Raw genomic sequence first — 22,855 nt, 5'->3', positions numbered from 1 at the left:
ACGAACGGGCGCTCGGCGCGGCGGTGCGGTGCACCTCGTCATGCGGTGAAACATCGGCCCTCCGCGCTGCTGCGGCGCGTACTCTCGACGCATGTCTCCTCTGCTCGCCCTGGCGATCGCGACAGCACTCCTCGTGCTCGCCGCGGCGATCGGCGTGGTGCTGCGGCGACGCGACGGGCGACGGCGGGATGCCGGCGCGCTTCGGTTCGATCCGCAGGACGTCGAGGCAGGCAGCCTCGGCAGCCGCGCGACCCTCGTGCAGTTCAGCACCGAGATGTGCACGCGGTGCCCGCAGGTGCGGCGGATGCTGCACGGCTACACGGAGCACCACGACGGCGTGCAGCACGTCGAAGTGGACCTCACGCATCGACCGGATCTCTCGACGCGGTATCGCGTGCTGCAGACGCCGACCACGTTCGTCGTCGACCGCACCGGCGCGGTCCGCGCTCGATTCCACGGCGTCCCGCAGCGGGATGCCCTGACCGAGGCCCTCGCCGCCGTCTGAGGCGTGCAGACAGGAGCACACCATGAGCACTCCAGCAGGCATCGACCCGCGCGGGCCGCGGTTCGCGGCGACCATCACGACGGTGCTGCTGTTCGTCGCGACCTTCCTGGCACTCATCGGGATATCGACGCGGTCCGGCGCCGCATCCTTCGGCTGGTTCGCGTACCAACCGCTCGCAGACTCCACCTTCGTCCCAGGCAGCGGCTCGGCGATCAGTGCCGCGACGATCGACCAGCGCGCGCTCGATCCGGGCTTCCTCCTGACCGTCGTGATCGCGCTCCTCTTCCTCTGGAGCGTCGTCTCGCCGCGGACGGCGCCGTGGGGTGTCCTGTTCCGCAGCGTCATCCGTCCGCGTCTCGCACCGCCGACCGAGCTCGAGGACCCTCGTCCTCCCCGCTTCGCCCAGGGCGTCGGACTGTTCGTCGTGACGATCGGGCTCATCCTTCACCTGGCCGGCGTGCCGTGGGCACTGCCGATCGCGACCGCAGCGGCATTCATCGCCGCGTTCCTGAACGCCGCGTTCGCGTTCTGCCTCGGCTGCCAGATCTACCTCGTCCTGCAGCGGGCCGGAATCCTCGGTCGCGCCGCCTCGACGGCCTGAGGACGGTATCCGTCCACGGGTGCGGTCGCTAGGCTGGCCGGAACGCGCACCGCACACCGAGCGCGCGCGAGAACCGGAGGAATCATGCCCGTCACCAGCGAAGCCACCACCACCTGGACCGGATCCCTCGCGGAGGGCTCGGGTACCGTCGCGTTCTCGTCGTCGAACCTCGGCACCTTCCCCATCAACTGGAAGGCGCGCAGCGAGGGCAGCGACACCACGACAACGCCTGAGGAGCTCATCGCGGCGGCGCACGCGTCGTGCTTCAGCATGGCCCTCTCGCACGCGCTGAGCGAGAACGGCACCCCGCCGGAGCGCGTGAACACCAGCGCATCCGTGACCTTCAAGCCGGGCGTCGGGATCAGCGGCAGCCACCTGAACGTCAACGCCGTCGTTCCCGGGCTCTCCCCCGAGGCCTTCCAAGAGATCGCGAACGAGGCCAAGACCGGCTGCCCCGTCTCGCAGGCGCTCGCCGGCATCGAGATCACGCTCGAGGCAACGCTCGCCTGAACCGTGTCGGCCTGAGCGGCCACACGGCCGCGTCGTCGAGACGTCAGGAGCGGGAGAGGCGGATCGCCTCGCGGATGCTCGCCCTGGCGTCCTTTCGACGTCCGGCCGCATCCTGGACGACGCCGAGCCGGAACCGGGCCCGCCAGTCCTCCGGAGCGGCTTCCGCCTCCGCGGCGTAACGGGCGACCATCGGGTCAGCGTCCTCGCGGGCGAGACGGCCGCTCGGCGTCAGCTCGGTCTCGACCGCCGGCATGCCGCCCTCGGCATCCAGCGTCTTGCCGAGTCGGTCGGCCGCGAAACCGAACTGCATCTCCCTGATGAGGGCCCAGGCGCCGATCAACGGCATCACCAGCAGCGCCACACCGATCGCGATCGCGATCGGTTCACCGGTGGTGAGCATCAGGACGGCACGCTGACCGACGACGACGATGTACAGCGCGAGACAGAGCGCCATGATGCCGACGCCGATCCGAGGGATCATGAACCGATGCCGATGTCGATCATGTTCTCGAGCCCCACGACGACACCGCTCGCCTGTGCGGCGAACGGGACGGCGAGACGGATGCCCGGCGCGTAGGCCAGTGCAGGGTCGATCGTGTCGTGCGTGAAGGTGAGCGACTCGCCGGGCCCGGACAGGATGACCTCCTGCTTGGCGACGACGCCGGGACGACGCAGCGAGTGGATCGGCACGCTTCCGACCTGCTGACCGCGCGCACGCTGATCGGCGTGCGGAGCGCTGACGGGGCCCTGTTCTGCCCGGGCGGCAGCGAGCAGCTCGGCGGTGCGCACGGCGGTGCCACTCGGCGAGTCGATCTTGGTCTCGCGGTGGGCTTCGATGATCTCCGCTGACCCGAAGAATGGTGCGGCCGCGGCGGCCAGCGCCGAGCCGAGGACCGAGCCGAGCGAGAAGTTCGGGATGAAGACGACGCCGGTGCCGGCCGCGTCGACCAGCGGCCGCACGAGAGCGATCCGCTCTGCGGACCAGCCGGAGGTCGCGACGAGCACGTTCATCCCGTGCTCGACCGCCGTGCGCACCACGTCGATGCTCACCTGCGGCGTGGACGCGTCCACCACCAGGTCCGCACCGGCGAGCTCGGAGAGATCACTGCTCGAGGTCAGCACGCGGCTCACCTCGAACCCCTCGAGCTCGTCGATCACCGCGTGGATGATCGAGCCGAGCTTCCCAGTTCCGCCGACGAGTGCGACCTGCGTTGTCATGCGTCCAGTCTATTGAGCCGGGCAGGTGCGCCCGCCCGGGGCGCGCGGTGCCCGCTCGATCAGACCGGCATCACGTCTGGGATACCGGTCCGCAGCTCGACGGGCAGGTGTCCGGTGTCGTTGTGCGTCAGGAGCGTCCACGGGCGCCCCTGTTTCTGCGCGATGATCGTCAGACCGCAATGCGCCTGGTTGAGGGTCATCCATCGCCACTCGGGAGCGCCGAGCACCTCGCGCACGAACCAGGCGATCACGAAGTTGTGGGTGATGAGCACTTCGTGCACGTCGCCGTTCTTGCGCACCAGGAACTCGTTCACTGCGTCGTACATCTGCGCGCCGCCGGCCTCGATCTCCGCCTCCGTCACCGAGCCGAAGAACGGTTCGAACGCTGCTGGTGTGTCTTCCGTCATCCCCGTCGGGATGCAGTCGAACAGCAGCGCGCTCGGCTCAGGGTCGACGGATGGAAGACGACCGGCGATCGCACGGGCGGTCTCGTTGGCTCGCAGCAGCGGAGAATGCCAGACTGCGTCGAGCGGGAGTCCGGAGAGACGATCGGCGATCAGTTCAGCCTGCCGCTGCCCCCGAGGAGAGAGCGGACCGTCGGCAAGACCGTGCTCTGCATCCTGATGTTCACCGTGTCTGACCAGATAGATATAGTGCGTCACAACCTGCTCGCTTCATCGCCAGCATCCGCCGGACTTCTCTTCCACCCTATGCCACGGGTGCGACGTCGGTCAGTTGCCCGCACGGGTCAGCTCGGCGAGCTGCGCACGCGACAGCAGCACGCCGGCGCCCTGCATCAGCTCGTCCACGTGGTCGGTCGCGAACGTGTTCACGATGGGTGCCGCGATCGTGCGCTGCGCGAGCAGCCACGCGATCGAGACGGCGGCGACCGGGACCGACAGCTCTTCGGCGACCTGGTCGAGGGCGCGCAGGATCTTGATGCCACGACGGTTCAGATGACCGCGCAGCTGCTCGCCTCGCACACCCTGCGACGTCAGCGCCTTGCGGCGATGACGACCGGAGAGGAAGCCGTGTTCGAGTGCATGCGACGGCGTGACCGCGAGGTTCTGCGCGCCGGCGACGAGCCGAAGGTCGCCCTCGAAGGGCTGACGACGGAGCAGGTTGTACGGGGCGTCGATCACGTGGATGCGCGGGTAGCCTGCCGAGGCGAGGATACGTGCTTCCACGAGGCGTTCCGGTGCGAAGCCGAAGGCGCCGAGCGCGCCGATCTTGCCGGCATCCGTCAGCCATTCCACAGTCGCGAGCGTGTCCTCGAGGTTGGTGGTGCGGTCGAGCGTCGCGTCGAGGTGGAGCACGTCGATGCGCTCCACGCCGAGTCGTGTGAGCGAGCCCTCCACCGCACGGACCAGGTTCACCGAGCCGAGCCCCGGATTGTCGGCGTGAGAGCCGATGCGGACGCTCAGCAGCGAGCGGTCGCGGAGACCGCGCGAGCGCAGCCACTGGCCGATGATGTGCTCACTGCGTCCGCCGGAGAAGCCGTCAGCCGTGTGCACGGCGTTGCCGCCGAACTCGACGTAGCGGTCGAGGATGCCGTGGCTGGTCTCGAGATCGACGTTCCAGCCGAACTCCGCAGCTCCCAGCATGAGCGGGAAGGTCTCGAGTCCGGTCTCGCCGAGCGGGACGCGGATGGATTCTCCTATCCCCGGACCGACGATGGGGATGGGCGCGGAGGGATGCTCGGCTGCCTCCGTCTGGGCGCCGTCCTGCGGCGCTCCTGCGCCTACGCCGAACAACCGCATACTCTCACCCCCGCGTCGATCGGTGCGACCCGATCTGCGTACCTGCTCTTCATGCACCCCCCGGTGCGTACTTCGAGGGTAAGCGAGATCAGCGAACGCGCTGACCAATCCGGGGAACGGCGCGAAAACTTCCGATAACGGTTTGATCACATAGGGCACGACAGAGCCCGGGCGCCTCCAGACGAAGACACCCGGGCTCTGATCGAGCGATCTGGTGATTACTCGGCTGCGGACTCCTCGGCGGGAGCAGCGTCTGCAGCAGGAGCCTCGTCGATGACGGGCTCGAGCGACAGCTTGCCGCGGTCGTCGATCTTCGTGATCTTCACGAGGATCTTCTGGCCGACCGAGAGGACGTCGTCGACGTTCTCGACGCGCTTGCCACCGGCGAGCTTGCGCACCTCGGTGACGTGCAGCAGGCCGTCCTTACCGGGCAGCAGCGAGACGAACGCACCGAAGGTGGCGATCTTCACGACGGTTCCGAGGAACTGCTCGCCGACCTCGGGGTTGGTCGGGTTGGCGATCGCGTTGACCTGGGCACGGGCAGCCTCGGCCGAGGGGCCGTCGGTCGCGCCGATGTAGACGGTGCCGTCCTCCTCGATGGAGATCTGCGCGCCGGTCTCGTCCTGGATCGCGTTGATCGTCTTGCCCTTCGGGCCGATCAGCTCGCCGATCTTGTCGACCGGGATCTGCACGCTGATGACGCGAGGCGCGGTCGGCGCCATCTCGTCAGGAGCGTCGATCGCGGAGTTCAGGACGTTGAGGATCGTCAGACGAGCGTCGCGAGCCTGGGTCAGTGCACCGGCGAGCACCGACGACGGGATGCCGTCGAGCTTCGTGTCGAGCTGGATCGCCGTGACGAACTCGCTCGTACCGGCGACCTTGAAGTCCATGTCGCCGAGCGCGTCCTCTGCACCCAGGATGTCGGTGAGCGCGGCGTAGCGGGTCTCGCCGTCGACCTGGTCCGAGACCAGACCCATGGCGATGCCGGCGACGGCTGCGCGCAGCGGCACACCCGCGTTCAGCAGCGACAGGGTCGAAGCGCAGACGGAGCCCATCGAGGTCGAGCCGTTGGAGCTCAGCGCCTCGGAGACCTGACGGATCGCGTACGGGAACTCCTCGCGGCTCGGCAGCACCGGCACGAGTGCGCGCTCGGCGAGGAAGCCGTGCCCGATCTCGCGACGCTTCGGCGAACCGACACGGCCGGTCTCGCCGGTCGAGTAGGGCGGGAAGTTGTAGTGGTGCATGTAGCGCTTGCTGGTCGTGGGCGACAGCGAGTCGATCTGCTGCTCCATCTTCAGCATGTTCAGCGTGGTGATGCCCATGATCTGGGTCTCACCGCGCTGGAAGATCGCGGAGCCGTGCACGCGCGGGATGACCTGCACCTCTGCGTCGAGCGGACGGATGTCCGCCAGACCACGGCCGTCCATGCGCACGCTCTCCGTGAGGATGCGTCCGCGGACGATCTTCTTCGTGACGGACTTGTACGCCGCGGAGAACTCGAGGGGCGCTCCAGCGGGCAGGTTGCCGGCCTCGACCGCTTCGATGAGCTGCGCCTTGACGCGATCCTTGACTTCGTCGTCCTTGCCCTGACGCTCCTGCTTGTCGGCGATCTGGTAGACGTTCACCAGGTCGTCGTAGGAGCGCTCGGCCACGAAGTCGTAGACCTCGCTGGAGTACGGCGGGAAGACCGGGTAGACACCCGGCTCCTTCGACGCCGTGGCGGCGAGCTCGGCCTGAGCCTTCACGAGCTGCGCGATGAACGGCTTCGAAGCCTCGAGACCCTGTGCGACGACGGCCTCATCGGGCTTGGTCGCGCCGGCCTTGATCAGGTTCCAGCTGTGCTCGGTGGCCTCAGCCTCGACCATCATGATCGCGACGTCTTCGGTGCCGTCGGACTTCGTGACGACACGACCGGCGACGATCAGGTCGAACACGGCCTCGGAGACCTGCTCGGCGGTCGGGAACGCGACCCACTGGTCGGCGTGCTCGCCCTGGCCGGCGATGAACGCGAGGCGCACACCGGCGACGGGGCCGGAGAACGGCAGACCCGAGATCTGGGTCGACGCGGATGCCGCGTTGATCGCGAGCGCGTCGTAGAACTCGCCGGGAGCGATCGAGAGGACCGTGATGACGATCTGGACCTCGTTGCGCAGACCGTCGACGAACGACGGACGCAGCGGGCGGTCGATCAGACGGCAGACGAGGATCGCCTCGGTGGAGGGGCGACCCTCACGACGGAAGAACGAGCCGGGGATCTTACCTGCGGCGTACGAGCGCTCCTCGACGTCGACCGTCAGCGGGAAGAAGTCGAAGCCCTCGCGCGGGTGCTTGCCTGCGCTGGTGGCCGAGAGGAGCATGGTCTCGCCGTCGAGGTACGCGGCGACTGCGCCCTGAGCCTGCTGCGCGAGGCGGCCGGTCTCGAAGCGGATGGTGCGGGTGCCGAAGCGGCCGTTGTCGAGAACGGCCTCGGTGGCGGTGATTTCAGGACCTTCCAAGAGGTCTCTCCTTCTTTGTTTAGACTCGCGAATCCGTATGACGCGCGAGCGCATTCATGAAGGAGCGGATGCGGCCGGATACGGGCGCGCGGGCATTCCCGCGAATCTCACCTGCGCTGGCCACCAGTAGAAAGCCACCCGACATCGCTAGCCGAGGAACCCACCACAGGGGACCAGCTCTCCGCCGATCGCTCCATGAGTCGATATGAAATTGGTTCGGTTGGCAGAACGCAACCTCGTCCACACTACCAGCGCAGGCCGGAAATCCGGCGTTCCCGGCACCCACGCGATTCTGTCACCGCCCGGTCATCCGCCGTTCAGACGTTCGTTGACACCGCGTGCGGCGCATCCGCTGTGCTGTGGCGATGCGCATGTCAGTGATCGGATGCGGGTACCTCGGTGCCGTGCACGCCGCGGCGATGGCCTCGATCGGGCACGACGTCATCGGAATCGACGTCGACGATCGGAAGGTCGCCGCGCTCTCGGACGGCACCGCGCCGTTCTTCGAGCCGCAGCTCGTGGAGCTGCTGCGACAGGGACTGGAATCAGGACGACTGCGATTCAGCAACAGCATGGCGGATGCCCGTGGCGCTCGCGTGCATTTCGTGGCCGTCGGGACACCGCAGGTCACAGGCGGCCACGCCGCCGACCTCCGCTTCGTCGATGCGGCGATCCGGGAACTGCTCCCCCACCTCGGTGACGGCGACGTGGTCGCCGGGAAGTCGACGGTGCCGGTCGGGACGGCCGCGCGGCTCTCCGAGATCATCGCGCCGAGCGGGGCGACGCTGGTGTGGAACCCCGAGTTCCTCCGCGAAGGGTGGGCGGTGCACGACACGCTCACGCCGGATCGCATCGTGGTCGGGGTGCCCGCAGGGCCAGACGGCGCCGCCGCCGCGGATGTGCTGGCAGAGGTCTACGCACCGGCGATCGCCGGCGGCACCCCGTATCTCGTCACCGATCTCGCGACGGCTGAGCTGGTGAAGGGCGCCGCGAACGCGTTCCTCGCGACGAAGATCTCGTTCATCAATGCGATGGCGGAGATCGCCGAGGCATCGGGCGCCGACGTCGCGCTTCTCGCCGACGCGCTCGGCTATGACTCTCGGATCGGTCGCCGATACCTCGGTTCAGGCATCGGCTTCGGCGGCGGGTGCCTGCCGAAGGACATCAGGGCGTTCGCGGCACGGGCCGAAGAACTCGGTCGAGGCGAGGCCGTCGGCTTCCTCCGCGAGGTCGACAAGATCAACCTCCGGCGCAGGGATCGCGCGGTGCAGCTGGTGATCGACGCGCTCGGCGGGATGGTGTTCGGACGCCGGATCGCGGTGCTCGGCGCAGCGTTCAAGCCGTTCAGCGACGACATCCGCGACTCCCCGGCGCTCGAGGTCGCGGTTCGACTGCGTGGACTCGGCGCCGACGTCGTGGTGACGGACCCTGCAGCGATCGACAACGCCCGCAGGATGCATCCGCAGCTCGGCTATGCGCAGGGTCGCGACGAGGCGCTGCAGGATGCGGATGCCGTGGTCGTCGTGACCGAGTGGGACGAGTACCGACGAGAGATGTCGCCGGTGCATGCCGCCGGTCTGGTGCGGCGGCAGATCATCATCGACGGCCGCAACTGCCTGGACTCGGCGGCATGGCGCGCTGCCGGGTGGGACTACCGCGGTATGGGGCGCCGCTGAGCGATCGCGTGACAGAGCCGCCCGTTCCGGGGTTCAGCGCACGAATCCTGCCTGCACCCGTCCACCGGCGAGATCGAGCTCGCGTTCGACCATCGTCGCGAACGTCTCGAAGTCGCGAGCGAGCAGAGGCTGCGCCAGTGCGTCGGTGCGCTCGACGCTCAGCTCGCGCAGCCGGCGAGGAAGGTAATTGCCGGCGCCGATCCACCGTCGCTCGACGAGCAGCATCAATTCGGCGATCCGCTCGAAGAGCAGTCCCGCGACGACCTGCCGCTCCAGCGGGTCCGCCGAGTCGCGCAGGTCGTCCAGCTGATCCGTGATGATGTAGCGGCGCAGCTCCGATGCATGTGCATCCACGACCGGCCCAGCGGCGAGCGCACGAGCCCACTGCAGTCGAAGAGCGGCGAGGGCTGCCCCTCCCCTGACCTCGACGCCTTCCACGAGCATGTGCACGATCACCGGCCGGAACTGCGCGAGCCCCCGATCGGCCCATTCCTCGTACCCCTGCGGCGTGTACGCGAACACCTCGAAGAACTCGTCCTCGAACTCGAACCCACCGGCGAACCCCCGGCGATCCTCGCCGGGCGGGTCCTCACTGAATCGGCTGCCCGTGAACACGTCCTCGCCGATGAGGAGCAGGTCGATGTCGCTGGTGCGCGTTCGATTCCCTCGGGCTGTGCTTCCGCCCACGACCGCGATCGCCGCCGCAGGGAAGTGCGCCTCGATGAACCGTTCGACGACCTGCCTGTGCTCCATGCTTCACAGCATAGGAAGCGCACCGGGCTCAGCTCACCGACACACCCTTCGCGGCCGACGAACGGCCGAGGTACACGTAGTCGTCATGCTTCGCCGACCTGCCATCGCCAGCGGCGCGACCATGCATCCGTCGCCAGACCCACGGCAGCGCATGCCGGCGCCACCACACGCCGGTGCTGATCGCCTCGTGCTCATGCATCGCCGCATCCAGCAGACCGAGCGCGTCGGCGTGCGGCACGCCGAGCACCTCACCCACCCGGTAGGCGAGGAACCGGTGCCCTCGGCTGCTGAGGTGCACCAGGTCCTCACCCCAGTTCGGCCGATCACGCAGCGTCGGGTGCAGGTCGGTGTCGATCAGGATCGCGCCCGTCCGTGCAGCCACTCCGGCGAGCGCGGTCGCGAACGCCGCGAACCGCGCGGTGTAGATGCCGGCTGCCCGCCGTCCTGGGAGGAACGGGGTCACCAGCACGACATCGGCGCCGATGGCACGCAGCCGTGCGACTGCGTGCTCGACCTGCAGCGCGAGAGCGGGGATGTCTGCACGGTGCTTCACCAGGTCGTTCGCACCGATCAGGATCGAGACCAGATCCGGCCGGAGCTCCACGGCCCGATCGAGCTGCGTGCCGCACACATCCGATACCCGCTTCGAACGGATCGCGAGGTTCGCGTAATGCAGTCCGCCTCGCGCCGCGAGCAGCATCGCCAGGCGATCGGCCCACCCGCGGAGCGCACCATCCGGTGCCGGATCGCACAGTCCCTCGGTGAGCGAATCCCCCAGGGCGACGTATCGGTGCCACCGGCTCGCCGTCGGGGGCTGCGCAGGCTCGGGCCGCACACTGCGGCGAGCGCGGAGAGACCCGTCGACCTCATGCAGGGCGCGCGCCTCCTCGTAGTGCCCGAGGAGCTGGTCGCACACACTCGCCCACGATCGGTCCTGCACGGCGGCATGCCCCGCCTGTCCGAACGCACGTCGCTTGCGTGCGTCGCCCGCGAGGTCCGCCACTCGCATCCGCAGGTCTTCCAGGTCCCCCGGTCGGTACAGCCAGCCGTCGATCCCCATGCGCACCAGGTCCAGCGGGCCCCCGCGCCCGGTGGCGACGACGGGAACGCCACTGGCATGCGCTTCCTGCAGCGTCTGCCCGAAGGTCTCGCTCTCCCCGGGGTGCACGAACACGTCGAAGGACGCGATGGCCGCGGCGAGCGCGTCTCCGCTCAGCTGTCCGAGGAACAGGGCCTGTGGCAGCAGTGACTCCAGGCGCCCTCTGCTCGGTCCGTCTCCGACGATGACCAGCCGGACACCGGGGATCGACTGCAGCACCGCGAGATCCTCCACCTGCTTCTCGGGTGCGAGCCGGCCCACATACCCGATCACGACGTCACCGCCCCGCTGACCCGCTCGCCATTCGGCGCGGAGCGCATCGTCCCGACGCGTCGGCTGGAACCGCTCGGCGTCCACGCCTCTCCCCCAACGGCGAAGCCGATCGACGCCGAGGCGTTCGAGCTGCTGCGCGGATTCCGTCGACGGGGCGAGGGTCATCGTCGCGCGTCGGTGCAGTCGCGCGATATGCGTCTGGGCGATGCCGGTGGTCGCGGCGACGCGGTAGCGCTCGGCGTAGGCCGCGACATCGGTCTGGTAGGCCGCCACCGACGGCACCGAGAGGCGCTCGGCTGCCAGCACGCCGCGCCAGCCGAGCGCGAAGGGCGAAGCGAGGTGCACGACATCGGGTCGGAACCGATGCAGCGATGCAGCGACTCGGTACGCGGGAGACGTCCCCACCCTGACATTGCGGTATCCCGGAAGCGCGAGGCTCGGGATCGGCTCGATCCCGGCACCGGTGACCTCGCTCGGCATGCCGACGGCGGCTGGCGCGATGACATGCGCCTGATGCCCCGTGCGTTCGAGGTGACGCAGGATCTGCAGCACGGATCCGGTGACACCGTTCATGTGGGGAAGGAAGGACTCCGTCACGATGGCGACTCTCACATCCCCAGGATGACGGCGGCCCCAGCCCCGGACACGCGATTCGACTCTCCTGCACCAGATGTTCACCGGATGCTGGATCGCCCGTCACCGGTTATCCGCCGGTTGGTTCCCGTTCACCCGCGGACGGCACTGTGTGCGTGTGCCAGTCGACCTCTTCGCCGCCATCCCGACGGGTCCCTGGAGTCTCGCGCTGATGGCGCTCCTCGTACTCGGTGACGCGTTCTTCGTCGTGATTCCAGGAGAGATCGCGGTCACCGCCCTCGGCGCGCTCGCCGTGAGCACCGGCTCCCCTCCGCTGTGGGCCGTCATCCTCTGCGCTGCCGCTGCTGCGATGCTCGGCGACACCGCCTGCTACCTGATCGGACGCTTCGTCGGCGTCGAACGCTGGCGCTGGATGCGCGCAGCGCGTGTCCGGCAGGCACTGGCATGGGCGCGACGACGCCTCGACACCGGCACGGCGACGGTGCTGTTCACGGCACGATTCGTGCCATTCGCGCGGCTGGCGATCAATCTGGTCGCCGGTGCATCCCGCATCCATCCCCCTCGCTACCTCGCGCTGGTGGCGCTCGCCGCGACCGGCTGGGCCGTCTACCAGGCAGCGGTCGGCGCAGCGATCGCCGCGATCATCCCCGGCGGTCCGCTCGTGGCGATCCCCGTGTCCATCGCGGTCGCGGTCGGCATCGGACTGCTGATCGACGTCGGCACCCGTCGTGCCCGCAGGTGAAGGCCCTCGCACAAGCGGCGTGCTCTAGGCTGGCGAACATGAGCACCGAAGAAGGCGCCACCTCCTCCGAGGAGATGAAGCGCAAGTTCAAGGAAGCGCTCGAGAAGAAGAACGCGCACCACCGGCAGGGCGAGTCCCACCTCGACGGCGACTCCGCCGTGCACGGTGCCGCAGCCCCGCAGACGCGGCGCGAGTTCCGACGCAAGAGCGGTTGACCACACGGATGCGGGAGCCGAACTGCTTCGGCTCCCGCATCCCTCATCGGCTTCTCCCTGGCGAACCGGTCACCGCTGTGCGGCGCGAGCGCGAGCCCTCGCCTCCTTGGCCTCCATCTCGGTCAGTGCCGAGTCCTTGAGCTCCTGCACGTCCGCAGCGTCATGCTCCGTGCTCATGCCGTGCTCGTCGACGCCGTCGAGCTGCGCCTCGTCGAACGGCAGCGCACCGCTGAGCACCTGACGCACCCGATCACGATCGATCTGCTTCGTCCAGGTCCCGATCAGCAGCGTCGCGACCGCGTTCCCGGTGAAGTTGGTGAGCGCGCGTCCCTCGGACATGAAGCGGTCGATGCCGACGATCACGCCGACTCCGTCCACCAGGTCGGGACGGTACGCCTGCAGACCACCGGCGAGTGTGGCGAGTCCGGCACCGGTGACACCGGCAGCCCCCTTGCTCGCGATGATCATGAACACGAGCAGTCCGATCTGCTCGCCGATCGACATCGGCTGGCCCATCCCCGTCGCGATGAACAGCGAGGCCATGGTGAGGTAGATCGCGGTGCCGTCGAGGTTGAACGAGTATCCGGTCGGGACCGTGATTCCGACGACGGGCTTGGAGACACCGACGTGCTCCATCTTCGCGATCAGCCTCGGCAGCGCCGACTCCGACGACGACGTGCCGACGATCAGCAGGTACTCGCGACCGAGGTACTTGATGAGGCTGAAGATGTTCACCCTGGTCACCGCCCAGAGCAGCGTCCCGAGCACGGCGACGATGAACAGGATGCAGGTGATGTAGAACGCGATCATCAGGGTGCCGAGGCTCCAGATGGCGGCGATGCCGGTCTTTCCGACGACAGCGGCGATGGCACCGAACGCACCGATCGGGGCGAGCCAGAGGATCATGCCCAGGATGCGGAACACGAGCTTCTGCAGGTTCTTGACCGCATCCATGATCGGGGTTCCGCGGTCGCCGAGGCCCTGCAGCGCGAAGCCGACGAGCAGTGCGATGAACAGCACCTGCAGCACGCTCTCGCCCGTGAACGCGGAGAAGAACGTCGTCGGGATGATGCCGAGGATGAACTCCTGCGTGGTCTTCGCCTCTGTCGCCGTGGCGTCGTACGTCGACGAGGCCATGTCGAGTCCGGCGCCCGGGTGGATGATGTTGCCGACCACGAGGCCGATCGCGAGGGCGAAGGTCGACATGATCATGAAGTACAGCAGCGCGAGACCACCGATCTTGCCGACCGTCGCCGCCTTGGCGATCGAGCCGACACCCACCACGATCGTGCAGAAGATGATCGGTGCGATCATCATCTTGATGAGGGCGACGAAGCCCTTGCCAAGTGCTTCGAAGCCCTGGCCGACCTCCGGCCAGATGAGTCCGACCAGTGCGCCCAGCACGACCGCGATCAGCACCGACACGTAGAGCCAGGTGTGGCGGTCCCAGGACTGCTTGCCCCGCCGCCAGTTGAATCCGGGAAGTGCGAACCCCGTGGTGATGGCCATGTCTCCTCCTTGAATCATGAACGTCTTCGTCTCATGCCCGTCAGCGTCAGCGCTGCCCGGTGCACCCACGGTCGTCGACTTCACATGTCGGCACCATTTGTGGTCGTATTGGTCACGACCGCGACCAATGACGATCGGAGCTGCGATGGCGTCTGCCAGGACGACCCGCAGCGCCGCGTCCCGCGTGTTCCTGGTGCTGCTGCTCGTGTCGCTGCTCATCGGCGCACTCGTCGCGGTGTTCCTCGTCGTCGAGGCGCAGCGGGCGACGCATGCGGAGGCGGAGCGCGTGACCGCCGCCACCGCCGTCACCATCGCGGCTTCGCCCGCCGTCGTCGCGGCACTCGGGGATGCAGACGACGATGCCGCGTCGCGGGTGCTGGAACCCTACGCGCTCGACGTGATCGATGCAGCGGACCTCGACTTCGTCACGATCATGACCGTGGACGGCATCCGCGTCACCCATCCGGACGTCGACCAGATCGGTGAGCCGTACCTCGGGACGATCCCGAGCAGCCCGAGGATGCTCACTGAGGTGTTCACCGGGACGCTCGGCCCATCGGTCCGCAGCATCGTCCCCGTCACGGACGACGGCGGCGACCTGATCGGCTGGGTCGCAGCGGGTGTGACCACGGAGACCATCTCGGACACCCTGGTGCGTCGACTGCCGCTGTCACTCGGCATCACGGTGGGACTCGTCGCGGTCGGTGCGCTCGGCGCCTGGGTGGCGCGGCGGGTGACCCGCCGCATCGCAGGCGACCTGCCACCGGGTCAGGTCAGAGACGCGGTCTCGTCGTACGAGTCGATCCGCACGCTCGGCGAGGCGCTGCGAGCACAGACGCATGAGCACGGCAACCGGATGCACACCGCAGTGGCGCTGCTGGAGCTGGGACGAACCGGCGAGGCGATCGAGATCCTCACCGAGACGTCACGGCAGAGCCAGTCGCTGGTCGATCAGGTCACGGCACGGCGGCACGGCGACCCGGTCGTCGGCGCGCTCCTGCTCGGCAAGGCGTCCCAGGCGAAGGAGCGCGGCATCGACTGGCGCGTGCGCATCGAGCCGGAGACCCCGCGTTCGCCGCTCTCGACGGTCGACAGCGTGTCGGTGCTCGGGAACCTGATCGACAATGCGATGGATGCCGCAGCCGACGCACCCGAACGGTGGGTCTCGGTGGTCCTGCACCCGGCGGACGACGGAGGCGTCGTCCTCGAAGTCGCCGACAGTGGCGCTGGGGTGCCCGAGCACCTGCGCGAGCAGATCTTCGATCCCGGATTCTCGACCAAGCCCGCAGGTGCGGATGGACGCGGCGTCGGATTGGCGCTCGTCCGTTCGGTCGTCACCGACGCCGGCGGGTCCGTCACGCTCGCGTCTGCGCCGACCACCTTCCGGGTCGTCCTGCCCGCGGCTACCGGACATCGGAGGCGGCCATGATCCGAGTGCTGCTGGTCGATGACGATGCGCTCACGCTCGAGCTGCACCGTGACTACATCGCACGACTCGACGGCTTCGAAGTGACCGGCGAATGCACCGGTGCCAGAGCCGCATTGACCGCGGTGCTCGAGAAGCCCGGCGCCGATGCCTTCGATCTCATGCTGCTCGACATGACGATGCCGGACGGGTCCGGTCTCGACGTGCTCCGCGCCGTGCGCGGGCACGCGGCAGCCGTCGACGTGATCGCGATCACGGGGGTGCGCGATGCCGAGACCGTGCGGCAGATGGCGGCACTCGGCGTGTTCCAATACCTCGTCAAGCCGTTCCCGTACGCGGTGTTCCAGGAGCGGATGGAGCACTACCGTGCGTACCGGAGCCAGGCGAGCTCGACCGACGGTGACGCGACCCAGGCCGAGATCGACGCCCTGCTCGGACGCAGCACGGGTTCGATCCTGTTGCCCAAGGGACTCTCCGCGGCATCGCTGGAGCGGGTGACGGCCGAGATCCGCGCTGCGGGTCCGCTCTCCGCGAGCGCGGCCGCCACGCGCCTCGGCATGTCACGCGTCTCGGTGCGCCGCTATCTCGAGCACCTCACCGCTGAAGGACTGCTCATCCGGAGCGCTCGGTACGGCGCGCGTGGTCGCCCCGAGACGGAGTACGACTGGAAACGCGCCCCGGCACCGGGCGTCGGCTGAGACACGCGCTCATCGCGTCAGCGCGGCAGGCGTCCCTCATGCAGCAGCCGCTCCGGATCCATCAGCTCACGCACCGCACGGAGGCGTGCGACGTCGTCGGGCGATGCGCAGAGCTCGAGCGTCTGCTGCGGCGCGAGGAACGTCGGCAGCGTGTTGCTCGCGGCGGACGGCGAGAGCAGCTCTCGGAAGCCCGCGAGACTCGCGTCGCCGGCTTCGATCGGGGCGCCCGGAAAGAGCGGCGCCAGCGCGTGCAGCATCCATCCGGCGGAACGCAGCGAGGCGAATCCGGGCCTGCGCGGCGCATCGAGTGCTCCGCCGAGCATCCGGATGTCGATGCCCACGACCGGCCATTGCTCCGGTCGGGCGTGGAACTCGGTGAGCGCCTCGATCGTCGCGTCGTCGAGTGCCGCGACCGCGATCGCGGCACCACGACTCGGCGACGGATCGGTCGGCTCGTTCGATTCCTGGCTGAGGGTCAGCGGCGAGGTCGGTCCGGTCTGCTCGCGACGCAGGGTGCCCGCTCGTCTCACCGGATCGAGCAGCGCTTCCGCCGGGCCGTCCACCGACAGCGCCTGGACGGAGAGGAAGCTCTGGCCCCGGATCTCCTCTGGCAGCTGCGGTGCGTCCGGCATCCGCATCGAGTTCGCGAAGACGTTGAGCGTCGCAGGCGCGCGGGTCGCGAGGTCGCGCACCGCGCGGAGCACCGCGGCGGAGTCGGCGGCATCGAAGACGAACGAGGCACCCCACAGGTCAGGTGCGCGCACGAGGTCGATCTCGAGCGCGGTCACGATGCCGACCAGTCCGCCAGCACCGCGCAGCGCCCACAACAGGTCAGGATCGGTGTCGTCATCGACGCGTTCGTGCCTGCCGTCGGTCCGCAGCACCCATGCTGCGCGGAGGTTGTCGGACCCGAGGCCGCCGGTACGGCTGAACCACGAGTGGCCGCCGCCGAGCGTGTACCCGGTCGCCGACACCACCGGGCTCGTGCCGGCGGGCGCTGCCCACCCCGTGCCTTCGAGCGCCTCGACCACTCGACCCCACGTGACGCCGGCGCCGACGACGGCGACGCCCTGATCGACGTCGATGTCGAGCTCGTCGAACGCCGTCATGCGCACGATGATCGCGCCGGCGAGGTCGCCCGATGCGCCATGGCCGCTCGGCTGCACGGCGAGCGGACGCCCTGTGTCACGCGCCGCCTGCAGCAGCAGGCGGAGATCCTCGATGTCGGCCGGCGTCGCCACCGCCACCGGGCGCTGGTCGATCGCCCGGTTCCAGGGCAGCCGCGCCTCGTCGAAGGCGTCATCGGTGGATCGCAGCAGCGATCCGGTCAGAGAGCTCCGGAGTGCGTCGAGAGCCGTGTGCTGAGACATGACGACACCCTACGACTCGCCTCGGACATCGCACAGGGTGTCCGGGGAATCGCAGGGTGTCGTCAGGGTCTCGCGCTCACTCCCCCGCGAGGCCGCCGAGCATGTGGCCGAACGATCGACCCTCGCCGAGGTAGGTCGATGGATCGTACGGGTCGACGATCTCGACCGTGTCGCGGCGCGCGACCGCTTCGGCGAGCTCCTTGGCGCCCTTCTCGACGCGCTTCGCGAGCGGTGCCACGTCGTCGCCGTTGCCGCCCCAGTCGCTCGAGGCAGCGAAGACACCGGTCGACACGGCATCCGCGTGCAGGTAGGCGAACAGCGGGCGGATCGCGTAGTCGATCGCGAGCGAGTGCCGCGCCGTGCCGGCGTTCGCACCGATCAGCACGGGCTTCCCGGTGAGCGCGTCGGGGTCGAGCACGTCGATGAACGACTTGAACAGGCCCGAGTAGCTCGTGGAGAAGATCGGCGTCACGGCGATCAGCGCGTCAGCCGAGACCACGGTGTTGATCGCGGTCTCGAGTGCCGGAGGCGCGAATCCCGTGAGCAGGTTGTTCGTGATGTCGTGCGCGTAGTCACGCAGCTCGATCACGTCGACGCTCGCCTGGATGTCGCGGGCTGCGAGCGCCTTCACGGTCTCCGCTGCCAACCGGTCGGCGAGCATCCGCGTCGATGACGGGTTCGACAGCCCGGCGGAGACGACCGCGATGCGACGAGTGGTCATCTCACGCCTCCTTCCGGCTGAGCCCGAATGCAGCACCGGCGGGAGCCGGCGTGTCCTGGTACGGCGAGTCGCCGGTCAGGTTGTCGCCTCGGTTCGCACCGGGCCGGGCCTGACGGGTGGGTCCGTCGCCGAACTCGGCCTGCACACGAGCAGCGTGGGTCGGAGCATCCGGCACATTCGCCGGGCGGTTCTTCGCGAGCTCCTTGCGGAGCACCGGCACGACCTCGGAACCGAGGATGTCGAGCTGCTCGAGCACGGTCTTCAGCGGGAGGCCCGCGTGATCGATCAGGAAGAGCTGACGCTGGTAGTCGCCGTAGTAGTCGCGCATCGCGGCGTAGCGGTCGATGACCTGCTGGGGTGAGCCCACGGTGAGCGGCGTCATCTCGGTGAAGTCCTCCATGCTCGGACCGTGGCCGTAGACCGGCGCATTGTCGAAGTAGGGACGGAACTGATTCACGGCATCCTGCGACTTCGCCGCCATGAACACCTGACCGCCGAGTCCGACGATCGCCTGCTCGGGCGTGCCGTGGCCGTAGTGCGCGTAGCGCTGCCGGTACAGCTCGATCAGACGCTGGTAGTGCTCCTTCGGCCAGAAGATGTTGTTGGCGAAGAAGCCGTCGCCGTAGTACGCGGCCTGCTCGGCGATCTCGGGCGTGCGGATGGAGCCGTGCCAGACGAAGGGCGCGATGCCGTCGAGCGGGCGGGGCGTCGAAGTGAAGCCCTGCAGCGGCGTGCGGAACTTGCCCTCCCAGTCGACCACGTCCTCACGCCACAGCTTGTGCAGCAGCGCGTAGTTCTCGATCGCGAGGGGCAGACCCTGGCGGATGTCCTGACCGAACCACGGGTACACCGGGCCGGTGTTGCCGCGGCCGAGCATCAGGTCCATGCGGCCGTCGGAGACGTGCTGCAGCATCGCGTACTCCTCAGCGATGCGCACGGGGTCGTTCGTGGTGATCAGCGTGGTCGAGGTCGACACGATGAGCCGCTCGGTCTGCGCTGCGAGCGCGGCGAGGAAGGTCGTGGGACTCGAGGACCAGAACGGCGGGTTGTGGTGCTCGCCGATCGCGAAGACGTCCAGGCCGACTTCCTCCGCGTGCGTGGCGATCGCGAGGGTCGCCTTGATCCGCTCCTGCTCGCTCGGCGTCACACCCGTGGTCGGGTCGCGCGTGATGTCGCTGACCGACATGATGCCGAACTGCATCGCCGGGGCGCCGGACTGCTCGCTCATGATTCCTCCGTCTGCTCGAATCGGATGACTCCGCATCCGTTTCTATTCATTTGAATGTATATGAGTCAACGCGATCGCAGCAACTTTATTCCCCGCGGTAGCCTCACAGTATGAGCAGCGCCGGCGCGGACACCGCAGACCCCCCGACCGGAGCCGTCTCGAAGCCTCGACGCAGAGTCCCGTTCTGGGACAACGCCCGCTACGCCTGCATCGTGCTCGTCGTCCTGGGGCACGCCATCCAGCGCCTCATCTACGACTCCGACATCGCGTTCGCCTTCTATCTCACGCTGTACGCGTTCCATATGCCGGCGTTCGCGATCATCTCCGGCTACTTCTCGAAGTCCGGTTCGCCGACGAAGACCCAGATGGCGCGGATCATCACCGACATCATCGTCCCCTACGTGATCTTCGAGCTGCTCTGGACCCTCACGAAGTGGCTGGTCGAAGGCCAGGCGAACCCGAACATCACCCAGCCGTCGTGGACGCTCTGGTTCCTGCTCGCACTCGGCATCTTCCGTCTGGTGCTCCCGTATCTCGCGCTGCTGCGCTGGCCGCTGCTGTGGACCGTCGTGATCTCCATCGGCGCGGGATATCTCCCGAACGTCGACAGCACCTTCTCGCTCTCCCGCACCCTCGGCCTGCTCCCCTTCTTCGCCCTCGGCTGGTGGCTCCGCGAGCACGACATCGTCACGCGACTCCGGCTGCTCGACTTCCGTCCGTGGTGGATCCGCGTCGCAGCCGTGGCAGTGATCGCCGCGACCGGCTGGGCGGCCTGGAACTGGCTGCCGATCTGGCAGGCCACCGACCTGCGCAGCTGGCTGTTCTACGAGGACTCCTACGCCGATCTGGGCGGCGAGCAGTGGTGGGCCGGAGGCGTGCGCCTCGCGCTGATGGCGCTCGCCGTGCTCCTCAGCGCGAGCTTCTTCGTGCTCGTCCCCCGCGGCACCTACTGGTGGACCACGTTCGGCCAGTACACGATGTACGTCTACCTGCTGCACTCCTTCGTGCTCTACCCGTTCCGTGAGACCGGTGTGCTGCGTGACCTGGAGCCGACCTGGATCTGGCTCCCGCTCGTCACGATCCTGTCGGTCGTCGTCGCGCTGCTGCTCGCGACCAAGCCGGTGCGCCGAGTGTTCCGGCCGCTGGTCGAGCCGCGACCCACGTGGCTCTTCAACGATCCGGCCCTCGCATCGCGCGAGAGCCGTCGCAATGACCCGACCGGCTCCCGCCGGCCACGGGACGCCGAGCGCCCGCGCTCGCGGCCGGACAGCGCCCGATAGCCTGGAGGCGTGAACCGCGCGCAGCTCATCCGTGACCGCATCGTGCGACAGGTGGAAGACACCGACTTCACCGCACACGGGCTCCATGTGCTCGTCGGGGACGAGATCGCCGAGCACCGGTGGACGCCCGACATCAGGGAAGACGTGCACTCCGCTGCGAAGGGGGTCTGCGTCCTCGCAGCGGCGCTCGCGGCCGACGACGGACTGATCTCCCTCGACGAGCCGGTCGCCGACCTGGTGCCGCACATCGCAGTCGGCGCCGGCGTCGAGGAGGTCACGCTCCGCCACCTGCTGACCATGTCGAGCGGCATCGACCTGCCGTGGTCCGAGACCATGATGACCGACTGGCCCGATCTCGCGACCGAATTCCTCGGGCGCCCTTCCCGCGGACGCGTGTTCCAGTACTCGAACGCGAGCACCTACACGGCGATGCGTGTGCTCGCGGAGCGGGTCGGCGACGTGCAGGACTACCTCTCTGCGCGGCTCTTCACCCCGCTCGGCATCGATGACGTCGTGTGGGAGCGGAGTCCGAACGGACGCATCATCGCGGGCGGCGGCCTGTTCCTCCGGACGGAGGAGCTCGCACGCCTCGGTCGGCTTCTCCGTGATCGGGGCACCTGGCACGGTCAGCAGCTCGTGTCGCCCGAATGGATCGACGCGATGCACTCCGACTGGGTCGTCGCCGGCGAGAACCCAGGCTATGACCGGTACGCACTGGCGGGCTGGGGCGGCCCAGGGGCCGGCTGGCGACTGCACGGCGCCCACGGCCAGCTGGTGATCTTCCTGGACGAAGCGGTCGTGACGATCACGGCGTCAGATCACGTCGGGGCGGATGCGGTCGCCGCATTCGTCGTCGAGAGCCTCGAGGATGTGCGGCACTGAGCGGCGAGACCGCTCAGGCGAACAACTCGGCCCCGATGTAGGACCCGGCGGTCACCCCGGCCGGAACCGCCCAGATGCCGGACCCGACGTGCCGGATGTACTCGTTCATGCGGTCGGTCGACAGCCGTCGCTGCAGCGTGATGAACTGCGCTGGATCGCGCTGGTACGACAGGAAGAACAGTCCGGCGTCGAGTCGCCCGAGATCGTTGTTGCCGTCGACGTAGTTGTAGCCGCGGCGCAGGATGCGGATCCCCTCGTTCTGCTCCGGGTGCGCGAGCCGCACGTGACTGTTCGCATCGATCGCAGCGCCGTGGAAGTCCGGCTCCGTGAACTCGTCCCCGCCGGAGAGCGGTGCGCCCTCGCCCTTGTCACGCCCGATGATCGTGTCCTGCTCGCCCAGCCGCACGCGATCCCAGGTCTCGATGAGCATCGCGATCTTGCGGGCGACGAGGTAGGACCCGCCGGCGAGCCAGGCCGGTTCGTCGTCGGACGCCACCCAGACGTGCTCGTCGAGGGCCTGATGATCGTCGGCGAGGATGTTCGCCGTGCCGTCCTTGAACCCGAAGAGGTTGCGCGGGGTCGCCTGCGTCGCAGTCGTGCGCGAGGTCTTGCCGAATCCGAGCTGCGACCAGCGCAGCCGTGCGCGCCCGAAGGCGATCCGGCTGAGATTGCGGATCGCGTGCACCGCGACCTGCGGGTCGTCGGCACAGGCCTGGATGCAGAGATCGCCGTGCGAATTCTGCGGGTCGAGATCGTCGCCGAGGAATGCCGGGAGACGCTCGAGTCCCTTCGGGCGGAGAGCGGCGATGCCGTAGCGATCCCCGTCCTCGTTCTCGAACAGTCCTGGCCCGAAGCCGAAGGTGATCGTGAGACCGGCGGCAGGAAGTCCCAGCGCCTCGCCGGTGTCATCCGGCGGAGCCTCGGTCGGTCCGCCGACAGCGCCGGTCGCGCTGACCTCGAGTCCCTGGCTCATCCGCGATGCCGCGTACGACCAGTCCTGCAGCAGGGAGATCAGGTCATCGCGGTCGGTGCGCGGCATCATGTCGAACGATGCGAAGTGCAGGTGGTCCTGCACGGCGGTGGTGATCCCCGCCTGGTGCTCGCCGAAGTATGCGAACGGATTCTGCATCTCCTCGGCGGCTCGCGCCCGTCCGATCGCCACGCCGCCGGTGAGTCCTGCGCCCGCTCCGACTGCGAGACCGGCGACGCTGCCACCGATCGCCAGACCGAGGAGTCCTCGACGGCTCAGACCGGTCGGAGCGGATGCCGCGGCGTTCTCCGCGGTCGACGCCACGTCGGC

General features: G+C 68.5%; 22 protein-coding genes. 10 read left to right on the top strand and 12 right to left on the bottom strand.

Translation table 11 applies throughout. The features are described from left to right. Window positions 1-91: 91 nt before the first annotated feature. From V7Z82_RS01935 to V7Z82_RS01925, 3 genes are all read left to right on the top strand, one after another. Entirely contained in the window at window positions 92-505 is a 414-nt protein-coding gene (locus V7Z82_RS01935; protein WP_334147432.1) for a thioredoxin family protein, read from the top strand. 22 nt (window positions 506-527) lie between these two features. Continuing rightward, a complete protein-coding gene (locus tag V7Z82_RS01930; RefSeq protein ID WP_334147430.1) occupies window positions 528-1,106 on the top strand; it encodes a DUF4395 domain-containing protein in 579 nt (192 codons plus the stop codon). Window positions 1,107-1,190: 84 nt separating this feature from the next. Continuing rightward, window positions 1,191-1,616: an OsmC family peroxiredoxin gene (locus V7Z82_RS01925; protein WP_334147428.1), complete on the top strand. Its 426-nt coding sequence runs from the start codon at window positions 1,191-1,193 to the stop codon at window positions 1,614-1,616. Between the two features lie 43 nt (window positions 1,617-1,659). On the opposite strand, the gene V7Z82_RS01920 is transcribed toward V7Z82_RS01925, so the two are convergent. From V7Z82_RS01920 to V7Z82_RS01900, 5 genes are all read right to left on the bottom strand, one after another. Further along, window positions 1,660-2,097, bottom strand: a complete 438-nt coding sequence (locus V7Z82_RS01920) for a hypothetical protein (protein ID WP_334147426.1) — start codon at window positions 2,095-2,097, stop codon at window positions 1,660-1,662. Beyond that, window positions 2,094-2,834, bottom strand: coding sequence for a 4-hydroxy-tetrahydrodipicolinate reductase (gene dapB, locus V7Z82_RS01915; protein ID WP_334147424.1), 741 nt, complete (start codon window positions 2,832-2,834; stop codon window positions 2,094-2,096). The genes V7Z82_RS01920 and dapB overlap by 4 nt, the downstream gene beginning before the upstream one ends. A gap of 59 nt (window positions 2,835-2,893) precedes the next feature. Then, complete coding sequence (locus tag V7Z82_RS01910) at window positions 2,894-3,496, bottom strand: histidine phosphatase family protein (RefSeq protein WP_334147422.1); 603 nt, start codon at window positions 3,494-3,496, stop codon at window positions 2,894-2,896. A gap of 69 nt (window positions 3,497-3,565) precedes the next feature. Beyond that, complete coding sequence (locus V7Z82_RS01905; RefSeq protein WP_334147420.1) at window positions 3,566-4,594, bottom strand: aldo/keto reductase; 1,029 nt, start codon at window positions 4,592-4,594, stop codon at window positions 3,566-3,568. Between the two features lie 218 nt (window positions 4,595-4,812). Beyond that, window positions 4,813-7,089 carry a polyribonucleotide nucleotidyltransferase gene (locus tag V7Z82_RS01900; RefSeq protein WP_230113604.1) on the bottom strand — a complete coding sequence of 759 codons (2,277 nt, stop codon included), beginning with the start codon at window positions 7,087-7,089 and terminating at the stop codon, window positions 4,813-4,815. A gap of 365 nt (window positions 7,090-7,454) precedes the next feature. Here V7Z82_RS01900 and V7Z82_RS01895 point away from each other — a divergent pair, with 365 nt between their 5' ends. Further along, window positions 7,455-8,765: a UDP-glucose dehydrogenase family protein gene (locus V7Z82_RS01895; RefSeq protein ID WP_334147417.1), complete on the top strand. Its 1,311-nt coding sequence runs from the start codon at window positions 7,455-7,457 to the stop codon at window positions 8,763-8,765. Between the two features lie 33 nt (window positions 8,766-8,798). Here the strand turns inward: V7Z82_RS01895 and V7Z82_RS01890 are convergent, their stop codons facing one another. Together V7Z82_RS01890 and V7Z82_RS01885 are read right to left on the bottom strand one after the other, a co-directional pair. Then, window positions 8,799-9,518, bottom strand: coding sequence for a nucleotidyltransferase domain-containing protein (locus V7Z82_RS01890; RefSeq protein ID WP_334147415.1), 720 nt, complete (start codon window positions 9,516-9,518; stop codon window positions 8,799-8,801). A 28-nt stretch (window positions 9,519-9,546) separates the two neighbouring features. Beyond that, window positions 9,547-11,487 (bottom strand): GDSL-type esterase/lipase family protein, encoded by a 1,941-nt coding sequence (locus tag V7Z82_RS01885; RefSeq protein WP_334147413.1) that lies wholly within the window; start codon window positions 11,485-11,487, stop codon window positions 9,547-9,549. 208 nt (window positions 11,488-11,695) lie between these two features. On the opposite strand from V7Z82_RS01885, the gene V7Z82_RS01880 reads away from it, so the two are divergent. After that, a complete protein-coding gene (locus tag V7Z82_RS01880) occupies window positions 11,696-12,226 on the top strand; it encodes a DedA family protein (RefSeq protein WP_334147409.1) in 531 nt (176 codons plus the stop codon). Between the two features lie 38 nt (window positions 12,227-12,264). Next, complete coding sequence (locus V7Z82_RS01875; protein ID WP_197072143.1) at window positions 12,265-12,441, top strand: DUF5302 domain-containing protein; 177 nt, start codon at window positions 12,265-12,267, stop codon at window positions 12,439-12,441. Between the two features lie 69 nt (window positions 12,442-12,510). Here the strand turns inward: V7Z82_RS01875 and V7Z82_RS01870 are convergent, their stop codons facing one another. Then, window positions 12,511-13,950, bottom strand: a complete 1,440-nt coding sequence (locus tag V7Z82_RS01870) for a cation:dicarboxylate symporter family transporter (protein WP_334147407.1) — start codon at window positions 13,948-13,950, stop codon at window positions 12,511-12,513. Window positions 13,951-14,095: 145 nt separating this feature from the next. On the opposite strand from V7Z82_RS01870, the gene V7Z82_RS01865 reads away from it, so the two are divergent. After that, entirely contained in the window at window positions 14,096-15,379 is a 1,284-nt protein-coding gene (locus tag V7Z82_RS01865) for a sensor histidine kinase (RefSeq protein ID WP_334147405.1), read from the top strand. Continuing rightward, complete coding sequence (locus V7Z82_RS01860; RefSeq protein WP_334147403.1) at window positions 15,376-16,074, top strand: response regulator; 699 nt, start codon at window positions 15,376-15,378, stop codon at window positions 16,072-16,074. The genes V7Z82_RS01865 and V7Z82_RS01860 overlap by 4 nt, the downstream gene beginning before the upstream one ends. Window positions 16,075-16,091: 17 nt before the next feature. On the opposite strand, the gene V7Z82_RS01855 is transcribed toward V7Z82_RS01860, so the two are convergent. The 3 genes from V7Z82_RS01855 to V7Z82_RS01845 all read right to left on the bottom strand — a co-directional run bounded on the left by V7Z82_RS01855 (window position 16,092) and on the right by V7Z82_RS01845 (window position 19,393). Next, window positions 16,092-17,444 carry an FAD-binding oxidoreductase gene (locus V7Z82_RS01855; RefSeq protein WP_334147402.1) on the bottom strand — a complete coding sequence of 451 codons (1,353 nt, stop codon included), beginning with the start codon at window positions 17,442-17,444 and terminating at the stop codon, window positions 16,092-16,094. 76 nt (window positions 17,445-17,520) lie between these two features. Further along, window positions 17,521-18,165 (bottom strand): FMN reductase, encoded by a 645-nt coding sequence (locus V7Z82_RS01850; RefSeq protein WP_334147400.1) that lies wholly within the window; start codon window positions 18,163-18,165, stop codon window positions 17,521-17,523. Window position 18,166: 1 nt separating this feature from the next. Then, window positions 18,167-19,393, bottom strand: coding sequence for an LLM class flavin-dependent oxidoreductase (locus V7Z82_RS01845; RefSeq protein ID WP_334147398.1), 1,227 nt, complete (start codon window positions 19,391-19,393; stop codon window positions 18,167-18,169). A 110-nt stretch (window positions 19,394-19,503) separates the two neighbouring features. Here V7Z82_RS01845 and V7Z82_RS01840 point away from each other — a divergent pair, with 110 nt between their 5' ends. Together V7Z82_RS01840 and V7Z82_RS01835 are read left to right on the top strand one after the other, a co-directional pair. Then, a complete protein-coding gene (locus tag V7Z82_RS01840) occupies window positions 19,504-20,673 on the top strand; it encodes an acyltransferase family protein (protein ID WP_334147396.1) in 1,170 nt (389 codons plus the stop codon). A 9-nt stretch (window positions 20,674-20,682) separates the two neighbouring features. Continuing rightward, the gene (locus tag V7Z82_RS01835) at window positions 20,683-21,555 is read left to right on the top strand and encodes a serine hydrolase domain-containing protein (protein ID WP_334147394.1); all 873 of its coding nucleotides are present in this window, start codon (window positions 20,683-20,685) and stop codon (window positions 21,553-21,555) included. Window positions 21,556-21,568: 13 nt separating this feature from the next. Here the strand turns inward: V7Z82_RS01835 and efeB are convergent, their stop codons facing one another. Further along, on the bottom strand, window positions 21,569-22,849 hold the full coding sequence (gene efeB / locus V7Z82_RS01830; protein ID WP_334148319.1) for an iron uptake transporter deferrochelatase/peroxidase subunit: 1,281 nt from the start codon (window positions 22,847-22,849) through the stop codon (window positions 21,569-21,571). Between the last annotated feature and the right edge of the window lie 6 nt (window positions 22,850-22,855).

This window comes from Microbacterium sp. (genome assembly GCF_036823965.1).
Taxonomy (GTDB): domain Bacteria; phylum Actinomycetota; class Actinomycetes; order Actinomycetales; family Microbacteriaceae; genus Microbacterium.
This window is presented reverse-complemented; position numbering and strand designations above follow the sequence as displayed.